The organism is Acinetobacter sp. YH16052, from assembly GCF_013417155.1.
Classification (GTDB): Bacteria; Pseudomonadota; Gammaproteobacteria; order Pseudomonadales; family Moraxellaceae; genus Acinetobacter.
Map to the genome: position 1 here is coordinate 1 of NZ_VPEO01000146.1, position 1,512 is coordinate 1,512.

The following is a 1,512-nucleotide window of genomic DNA, read 5'->3' on the forward strand; positions in this document are numbered from 1 at the left end:
TTCCTATGGTTCAGAAGTTAGAGCTATTAAGTACATATTTCAAACTGAAGGTGCATCTGGTACTGAAAGACCTGGCGGAGTAATGTGGCCCCACACACCAGATGGACGAATTAGAATTATATTGTCACATACCGATAAATATCGTAATGAATCAGAAAAAGCTTCCAAATTACCATTGGAAATAACTTGGGTCTCAACAACAGAAAGTACCACTCACAGTAGCCTTTCTGCATCAGGGGAGCGAGGTTATAGCAGTAATGGTTATGGAGCTAATAGGAGCGACTACTCATGAGTAAATCAACAGTTTTTGAAGTTAAGACAGATTTACCAATTAAACAATTTGATGATTTAGCTGACAAATTACTCGGTTTTGAATCTAGATATTCCCGTATTAAGAAACAAGTACAACTTTTGCTTCAGGCTGATGAGTTAGAACAATGGAGTAAACAAAAACATGGGAAAAAACTAGCGGTTATTGATCTTCTTGTCGATCAATATCCTTTAGCTATTTTTCATGGTGATGTAGGTACTGGAAAAACTGCAAATGCTGAAGCAATTGTTAATAGATTAGCTCGTGATGCGAAAATAGAAGATGCTTTGCTATTTAAGCTTAGTAATAAAGTCAGAGGAACTGGTAAAGTTGGTGAAATGGGTACTCTCATTGCACAAGCATTCGATGAAATCACTCGGTCTATTGGACATGGAAATGGTCGAGCTTTTCTTATTATTGATGAAGGTGATTCGCTTGGAGCATCTCGAAGTCAAGAAAATAGTCATCATGAAGATAAAGTTGGTGTGAATACTTTAATTCAAGCAATAGATGATTTAAGAAAACATGGTGGCCGTATCTTTGCAATTTTATGTACTAATCGATTAGCTGCTTTAGATGCAGCTGTTTTGCGTAGAGCTTCCATTGTAGAAGAGTTTGTTCGCCCATCTAATGAAGAACGACATGAGCTTTTTACTAAAGATTTGTCTGACATCGATTTTTCGGAAGATGAAATTGCCGAATTAGTAAGTGCAACTGCTCCTCACGGAGCAGAACCAGGTTGGACTTATTCAGATATTCGTACACGGTTATATCCAACGGCAGTTTCTTTAGCTTTTCCTGATTCAGAATTAAAAATCTCACACTTCCATCAGGCTCTTAGTAAGCTAAAGCCTTCACCTATAATGGCTGGATAACATAATTCTAATTGGAAGGAGCATAAGAATGTATAAAAAAGAGGTTTATATTTCTGTAGACATTGAAACAGCAGGTCCTATAGTAGGTGAACACAGTATGCTGACTATAGGAGCATGTTTCGTATATAACCCTGATATAGAATTTACAATAATGCTCCAACCAATCAGTGATCAAGCAATTGAAGAAGCTTTAAAAGTGTCAGGAATAACTTTAGACCAAGCACGAAAGAAAGGTATTCCCCCCATAGAAGCAATGTCTCAATTTGAAAGTTGGATACTCAAGTATTTACCAGAGGACTCTAGACCTATATTTGTAGGACTTAATGC

General features: G+C 37.0%; 2 protein-coding genes and 1 pseudogene. All 3 read left to right on the forward strand.

The window, feature by feature from the left end; translation table 11 throughout:
• Window positions 1-292 (forward strand): hypothetical protein (locus tag FTV42_RS16800; RefSeq protein WP_257223484.1); only part of this gene is annotated, 292 nt, incomplete at its 5' end.
• Entirely contained in the window at window positions 289-1,185 is an 897-nt protein-coding gene (locus tag FTV42_RS16805; RefSeq protein WP_127798918.1) for an ATP-binding protein, read from the forward strand. The genes FTV42_RS16800 and FTV42_RS16805, both read left to right, overlap by 4 nt.
• Window positions 1,186-1,213: 28 nt before the next feature.
• Window positions 1,214-1,512, forward strand: a pseudogene (locus tag FTV42_RS16810) (3'-5' exonuclease); the annotation flags it as partial.

Bases quoted from the DNA above. Each gene is read 5' to 3' on its own strand.
- FTV42_RS16805 (WP_127798918.1), top strand. From the start codon at position 289: ATGAGTAAATCAACAGTTTTTGAAGTTAAGACAGATTTACCAATTAAA.